The sequence below is a fragment of the Paenibacillus sp. 4624 genome, assembly GCF_050435065.1.
Taxonomy (GTDB): Bacteria; Bacillota; Bacilli; order Paenibacillales; family Paenibacillaceae; genus Paenibacillus; species Paenibacillus amylolyticus_D.
Map to the genome: position 1 here is coordinate 318,566 of NZ_JBNDJR010000009.1, position 6,964 is coordinate 325,529.

General features: G+C 44.3%; 4 protein-coding genes and 1 rRNA gene. 2 read left to right on the forward strand and 3 right to left on the reverse strand.

All coding sequences use genetic code 11. The features are described from left to right. The first annotated feature begins 227 nt into the window (after positions 1-227). Together ABIE27_RS21170 and ABIE27_RS21175 are read left to right on the forward strand one after the other, a co-directional pair. Entirely contained in the window at positions 228-2,165 is a 1,938-nt protein-coding gene (locus ABIE27_RS21170) for an amidase family protein (RefSeq protein WP_429351416.1), read from the forward strand. 305 nt (positions 2,166-2,470) lie between these two features. Beyond that, positions 2,471-3,724 carry an S-layer homology domain-containing protein gene (locus ABIE27_RS21175; protein ID WP_161556930.1) on the forward strand — a complete coding sequence of 418 codons (1,254 nt, stop codon included), beginning with the start codon at positions 2,471-2,473 and terminating at the stop codon, positions 3,722-3,724. A gap of 130 nt (positions 3,725-3,854) precedes the next feature. Here ABIE27_RS21175 and ABIE27_RS21180 read toward each other — a convergent pair whose 3' ends face one another. The 3 genes from ABIE27_RS21180 to rrf all read right to left on the reverse strand — a co-directional run. After that, the gene (locus ABIE27_RS21180; RefSeq protein ID WP_123064778.1) at positions 3,855-4,859 is read right to left on the reverse strand and encodes a ketoacyl-ACP synthase III; all 1,005 of its coding nucleotides are present in this window, start codon (positions 4,857-4,859) and stop codon (positions 3,855-3,857) included. Positions 4,860-5,071: 212 nt separating this feature from the next. Then, the gene (locus ABIE27_RS21185; protein ID WP_429351417.1) at positions 5,072-6,310 is read right to left on the reverse strand and encodes an alpha/beta hydrolase family protein; all 1,239 of its coding nucleotides are present in this window, start codon (positions 6,308-6,310) and stop codon (positions 5,072-5,074) included. 559 nt (positions 6,311-6,869) lie between these two features. Beyond that, positions 6,870-6,964: ribosomal RNA gene (gene rrf / locus ABIE27_RS21190) — 5S ribosomal RNA — on the reverse strand; the annotation flags it as partial.

The following is a 6,964-nucleotide window of genomic DNA, read 5'->3' on the forward strand; positions in this document are numbered from 1 at the left end:
AACATATTTTTGTGAAATTTAATTTCTATCAAGCTGTACACATTTTTCATTTTAAAGAAAAATGGAGTAAATACTTGATTTCCCTATATAAAAATGATTTGTATACGTTTTTTTGAATTGATTCAATCTTTGTCACATTACTTAACACCAATGTAAGATGTGCAAAAGCATTTATACAAAGATTGCTAACACACATCATCTTAGACACAGGAAGGGAGCGTGGATGCATGACTTATCATGGATCTGTATTGAAAAAAGGCGGGGCCTTATTACTCGCGGGAACCGTGGTTGCCGCAACGTGGGGAGGAACTGCTGTACCTTCGGCTTTCGCCGCCGCCGCAACTCCTCCAAGCCAAACCTCTACCGCCACTGCCCTTGCAGGGAAAGCGCCGGTCAGTGCCGCAACCTTCGTGCAGTCCATGGAAGAAGCCGCTACACTTGCAGGTGTACCTTTCACCATGGACAAGCTCTCCGGTGCGACGATATCACGCAAAGATGCTGCACTTGCCTTGCAGCAATGGCTCGAGCTGGACACTGCTCCGGCATCCTTCAAGGATGTGCCGAAGCAGTCCGAGTATGCCAGTGCCGTCGGTGCCCTGAATGCCGCCGGACTAATGAAAGGCTATACAGACTCTCTTTTCCTGCCGAACGCTGTACTTACAGCGAGCGACGTCTCTATTTTGAAAGATCGTATCTATACCTACATAAAACCGTTTGTGCTCGAAGAAGCCACAATTATGGATATGCAGACGGCCATGGCACAAGGTAAACTGACATCCAAAGAGCTGGTACAACATTATCTGGATCGTATCGCCAAATACGATGACCAGGGTGTCAGCATCAATGCTGTCCTGAATCTGAACCCGGATGCGCTTAAAATTGCGGAACAATTGGATGAAGAGCGTGCGGCTCAAGGACCTCGCGGCCCGCTTCATGGTATTCCGATTCTGGTGAAGGATAACTTTGATACCAAAGACATGCCCACCACAGCTGGCTGTATCTGCCTGAAGGACTCCATTCCGGCTCATGATGCAGAGCAAGTGAAAAAGCTGAAAGCAGCGGGGGCCATTATTTTGGGCAAAACCAACCTGCATGAGTTTGCTTTTGGCATCACAACATCGAGCTCACTGGGAGGACAAACGCTGAACCCGTACGCCCTTGATCATTATCCAGGCGGATCGAGTGGTGGAACAGGTGCAGCCATTGCCGCGAACTTCGCTGCAGCAGGTATGGGTACCGATACAGGCGGCTCCATCCGTATCCCGTCCAGCTTTAACAGCCTTGTAGGTATTCGTCCAACCATTGGCCTCTCCAGTCGGGAAGGCATCATCCCACTCGCACTGACACAAGACGTTGGTGGTCCGATGGCACGTACCGTAAGTGATGCGGCGATCATGCTCGACGCTACGGTTGGTTATGACAAAAAGGATGTTGCCACTGCTTACGCGGTAGGTAAAATTCCTTCCAGTTACACCGATTTCCTGGATGTGAACGGACTGAAGGGCGCAAGGATCGGTGTAGCTCCTGAACTCATCCCAAGCACCAAAGCGGAGGAAAAAGCGGTAGCTGACGTCATCAACGCTGCTGTTGAGGAGCTCAAATCCCTTGGGGCAACTGCTGTACCGATCTCCATTCCAAACTTTGAGGAAATCAATAAATATCCTAGCCTCAGCGGCTATGAATTCAAATTTCAACTAAATGACTATTTGGGTACTCTAGGTGAGAACGCACCATATCATAGCCTGTCCGAAATTATCGCATCCGGTCAGTTTGATAAAACCCAAGAACAAGCCATGAAAGCACGGGATGCTCGGGACACGCTGGATACATCAGAATACAAAGATATCGTCCTGAAACGTACTCAAGTTACTCGTGACTCCTTGCTGAAAGTGATGGCAGACAATCATCTCGATGCAATCATCTATCCAACATCAACACAAGCTGCTGGCGTGATCGGTAAAGGTCAAACCTCTGGTGCCAACAATCGTCTAAGCCCGTTCTCCGGCTTCCCGTCCATTACCGTACCGGCTGGCTTCACAACGGACGGCTTGCCTGTAGGCATGGAGTTCCTGGGCCGCGCCTTTGACGAAGGTACACTGATCAAGCTGGCTTACAGCTACGAACAAGGTACACACCATCGCCAAGCACCAAAGTTAACACCGTAACGTTTGAATGACTGATGATATATGAGCAAGAGCACTCATACTTCTGTTGCTGATAACAAATTGGATAATAAGTCCTCATAATTCAAGTCAAGTTCTTATCCATCAAAACAAGTTCTTATAAATTAATCCTTCCCCTTTATTGAACAGTCTTCATTAAACGTGCACCCCATTCACGATTCTGTGAATCGGGGTGTTTTTCGATCTATATTTCGAATTGCCCAGATCTTGATTTGTCGTCTACAATATGTAAGATGAAGTTTACCACTTGTACATCGTTTGAACCACATAATCACAGGAGGTCTTTGATGAACTATTCAAGATGGCATATACTGCTTATTGCCGTGCTCAGTTTCTCCCTTTTGACCACATCGACGGTTAGTGCTGCCACGACTACTAATGCCAAGAAATATAAGTGGGCCAAGCCCGCTGTAGAATTTATGGCCTCTCACGGTGTCATGCAAAGCTACGAACAGGAAGCAGATCGTTTAAACCGTACGGTGTCCAAAGCCGAGTTAACCCAGATGATACATACTTTATTCAAGGAGTTTCGTGTTGAACCCGACAAACAAATCGAAATTCCAGGCGTACCAGAAGGAAGTACCTATTATTCTATTTTTAGAGATGTATACGGCAGCATTCCGAGTAATCCCTCGGGTATGATCTCAGCGGCAGATCAGATTAATTATCAGAACTATACATTCACTTATCTACCCACGAAAGAATTGTCTCGCTGGGATTTGTTAATGGCTCTGAATGCACTATTCCCTGAAACAGGAAATCATTTAGACGAATTGAATGATAAAAAAGCATTACTTAATATGAAATCATTTAAAGATATTCCGATAAAGAGTTTCTCTTCTTCTGAAGACTATGAAAAATGGGATTTAGCTCATCAACTATTATCTGCGCAATTTGGTTTAATTCAACAAAAAAAACAGAAGCCATACATTGGATCTGAGCTTGACTATGTAAAAATCCGTGCTTTACTCAATTTCTCCGAAGCAGGTATCATGAAACCCGATTCCAAAGGGAAATTTTATCCGAATCAAAAAGTAACGTTAGCGGAAACCACAGTTATTCTGCAACGCATATATTCGTTTTACGGGGGGAAAGGTTACAAACATCAGCCAACCATAGATGAACTGATCCCAAGAGAGTTAACGCGTGAGTACGTTTATGGAAACTCTTCTCTTGGCAGTCTTATATCAGATAATGTGGCACTTGTTAGTATGGATAACATTTCTACCGCCTATCTGGCAATTAGCGCAACAGAACCCGTTGATCTGAAAGTCATTGTGAACGGTGAGAGTATAACCTACCCATATGAACGTTTAAACGTACTTGATGCACCCATTATGATCGCATTTGATGGTGCAGATTATGCAGAGGTTTACCCCATTTTACGCAGGACAGGCAAACCTATTATAGATCAGGGGGAAATTGAAGGGCCTGATTTTTTTGAAAAGTTAGATTTGTTTTTTTACTTCTCGGGTAAATGGACTGACTTTAGTGTGTTCAATACGTTATGGGAAGATGAAGGTGATGGAGGCTTTGAATAGTAACTCTGAAAATAATAGTTTGGAAATGAAATAGCAAATAGAAGGTAGAGCTCAGATTATTGAGCTCTACCCTTTTCCTCGATAGCTATGAAAACTGAGCTGAATTTTAATTTATCAAACAAATTGGTAATTACATTTTCGCCCTATCCGGCACACCCCATCGAACAACCAGACCCGAGTACGTTAGCCCGCCTCCAAAACCAAATAGTGCAACGTTCTGCCCATGTTTCAGCTTCCCTTCATCCACCGCAATCTGCAATGCAAGTGGAATAGAGGCCGCAGAAGTATTCCCCCGATACTCCATACTTGTTAATGTACGTTCGAGCGGAATCGGTCCGCGTTCACACATCGCTTCAATCATGCGCATGTTGGCACTGTGCGGAACAAACCAATCGATCTGCTCAGGTAACATTTCGGCTCTCGTAATAAGCTCAGCTAATTGTTCCGGAACCATGCGGACTGCCCATTTGTAAACCTCTCTTCCGTTCTGCACCAGATTTCCTTCGGCATTCAATGACTTACCATCCATCTCTGTAGAAAGTCCACTTTTGTATAAGTGCATGCCACCTTCCCCTTGTGTCCCAGAAATGACAGACTTAAAGTCACCCTGGTCAGAAGCACGTTCTACCAGAAACGCGCCTGCCCCATCTCCAAACAACACGCATGTTGTGCGATCTGTATAATCCGTTATTTTAGATAACGTCTCAGCCCCGATGACGAGTACCTTACGATACATCCCACTGGTCACCAGACTATCTGCCAGCTGCATACCGTATGTGAAACCGGCACAAGCCGCGTTCAGATCAAGCACTCCTGTATGGGGAATGCCCAGGTTTGCCTGGACTCGTGAAGCCGAACTTGGGAAAGCATACTCAGGTGTACTTGTTGCAAAAAGAATCATATCTACATCGGTGATATTCACCTCGTAACGACGCACCATATCCTCCACAGCTTTTGTGGCCAAGTCTGATACAAATTCATGTTCTCCTGCAATACGGCGCTCTCTCATGCCAGTTCGCTGTACGATCCACTCATCACTTGTATCGACCATTGTTTCCAAATCTGCATTGCTTAGTATCCGATCAGGTACATACGTACCCATTGCTGTTATTGCTGCTTTAGATTGATGATTCATAGCTGAGATCACCTCACATGTTTTTTTATTATTATAGCACTAAGTCTTAGTACTTGGTACTAATTTTTATATTTATATTTTCTACTCTCCACCATTCCCCATTTTCCAAACTCCTTATAAATTGTTATCATTCAGTCCTTCTATAAAGAAATACATCCGTTAAGTCAAAAAACAGGCTGCCGACTCATCGACAACCTGTTTCTAGCTGATTTTTAAGGATTAATCAATTTCACTTCCGGAAAACGACTGTCACGCCCTTTTATCAACGTTCCGCCTCCTTTTTGTTTCAGATACATATCAAAGAAATCCAGCATATATGCGTTGATGATTGAATTTGCTCGCTCGGGCGGTAACTTTCCTGTAATACCAAGCATGCTAAACATAGGAGAAAAGAACTGTACGTCGGCAAAATTTAAATGCTCGGTTTTCTCGATATAAAGGACTTCTCCTCCCGCAGCAATCGTTTCACGCATTCGTTCAAGCTCCCGCTGTTTGTCTTTCATGACTTGGTTAACCCACTCCCTTGTATCTCCCATCTGATGAAGTTCTGCATCTGTATAATTTCGGTTATCTATTACCCTTTTTAACTTCTCGTACCCGCTCTCCGAGTTTATGAATAAAATCGGCTTTTTAAGTCCCTCTCTGTCACCCAATCGATAAAGTCCTCCATCCAGATCTATTCCAGCAAGGATTCGCGGATCATAGGAAACATCATAGGCGGTCGCTCCACCAATAGAATGACCAAAAACACCGACATGGCTAAGATCAATCCTGCCTTGAAGCTGACTCGGTATGTGCCCAGATTGAATTTGCTCCAATTGGTCCAACACAAACAATACATCGTCGGTTAATATTTTTCCCAACTTGTTGCGATTTCGGCTTTCCGTAGCATAATCATGATCTGGTGAAAACAACTTGCTGGCAGTATCGGTCGTTATTCTCCCATCTGGAAATTCAGTGGCAAATGTATTGTAGGTGTGGTCAATGGCTGCCACAATATATCCATGACTTGCAAGGTTTTCAGCCTGAGATGTGTGGAGAAACCTTGATGAGCCGAAGCCGGGACTGGCAAGGATCAGCGGGTATGAAGTCTGTGAAGAAGAGACCAGAGCCGCTGTATAAGAATGACTGGAGACATACTTCAGATGGTGAAACACAAATCCCGGAAGGCCATAATTCTCTGCCATATAAGGCAATATCCCACTGTCGGGTATAAATGGTGCGTACTTCCCGGTACTTTCCTCCGCTGGATACCATACCTGAACCATTAACTCTCTTTTCCCATTTTCAGCATCTCTAAAAATCTCATCACGGTCTGAATCGACGAAATGAAACACTTGCGTACCTGTCTTTAACGGACCGGTGGGTACTGGAAGATCAAAGACAGGGAACACATAGTTGAAACCAACCGTTGCAATTAACCCTAGTACGATACTAAAAGGCGCCAGCATCCTGCGGATGCGTGAAGCTGTTCGCGTGTTTGTCTGTGCCCTAATCGAAGTTATTAGTGAAAGCACCAGCGTCAAGACTGGAATTACATACAAAAAGAACATCTGAATCCTGTAACCTTCGACAATAAGATGTGCCAATAATAAAGTGGAAGCTAGACCGCTCGTACAAAGTAAACATAATCTTCGGATACGTTGATTCGAAATGAACAGAAAAGCCACCATGCAAGCACATGACAAAAACAACAGCAGCTCGAAAACTCTCAATTTCAATCCCCCTAAAATGAACCTCATCGATTGATAAGATCAATATACAGCTATAACAAAGCTGTTACCTATCGATCTGGATGACAACACCCTTACAAAATTGAAAGGCTGTTGCGTGTTTGTATAGCTTCTGCATTAGACTAACATTAGTGAGTAGCACTACCTTTAGTCATGAACTGAATTCATTCATAGATAAAAAAACAGCCCAATCATTTGAGCTGTTCCTAATTTTTTTAAATTCGCTTAAAAAAATAAAAACCACCACCGAATTACATCGGCAGTGGTTCTTTGCTTTGCTTGGCGGCGTCCTACTCTCCCAGGACCCTGCGGTCCAAGTACCATCGGCGCTAGAGGGCTTAACGGTCGTGTTCGGGATGGGTACGTGTGGAA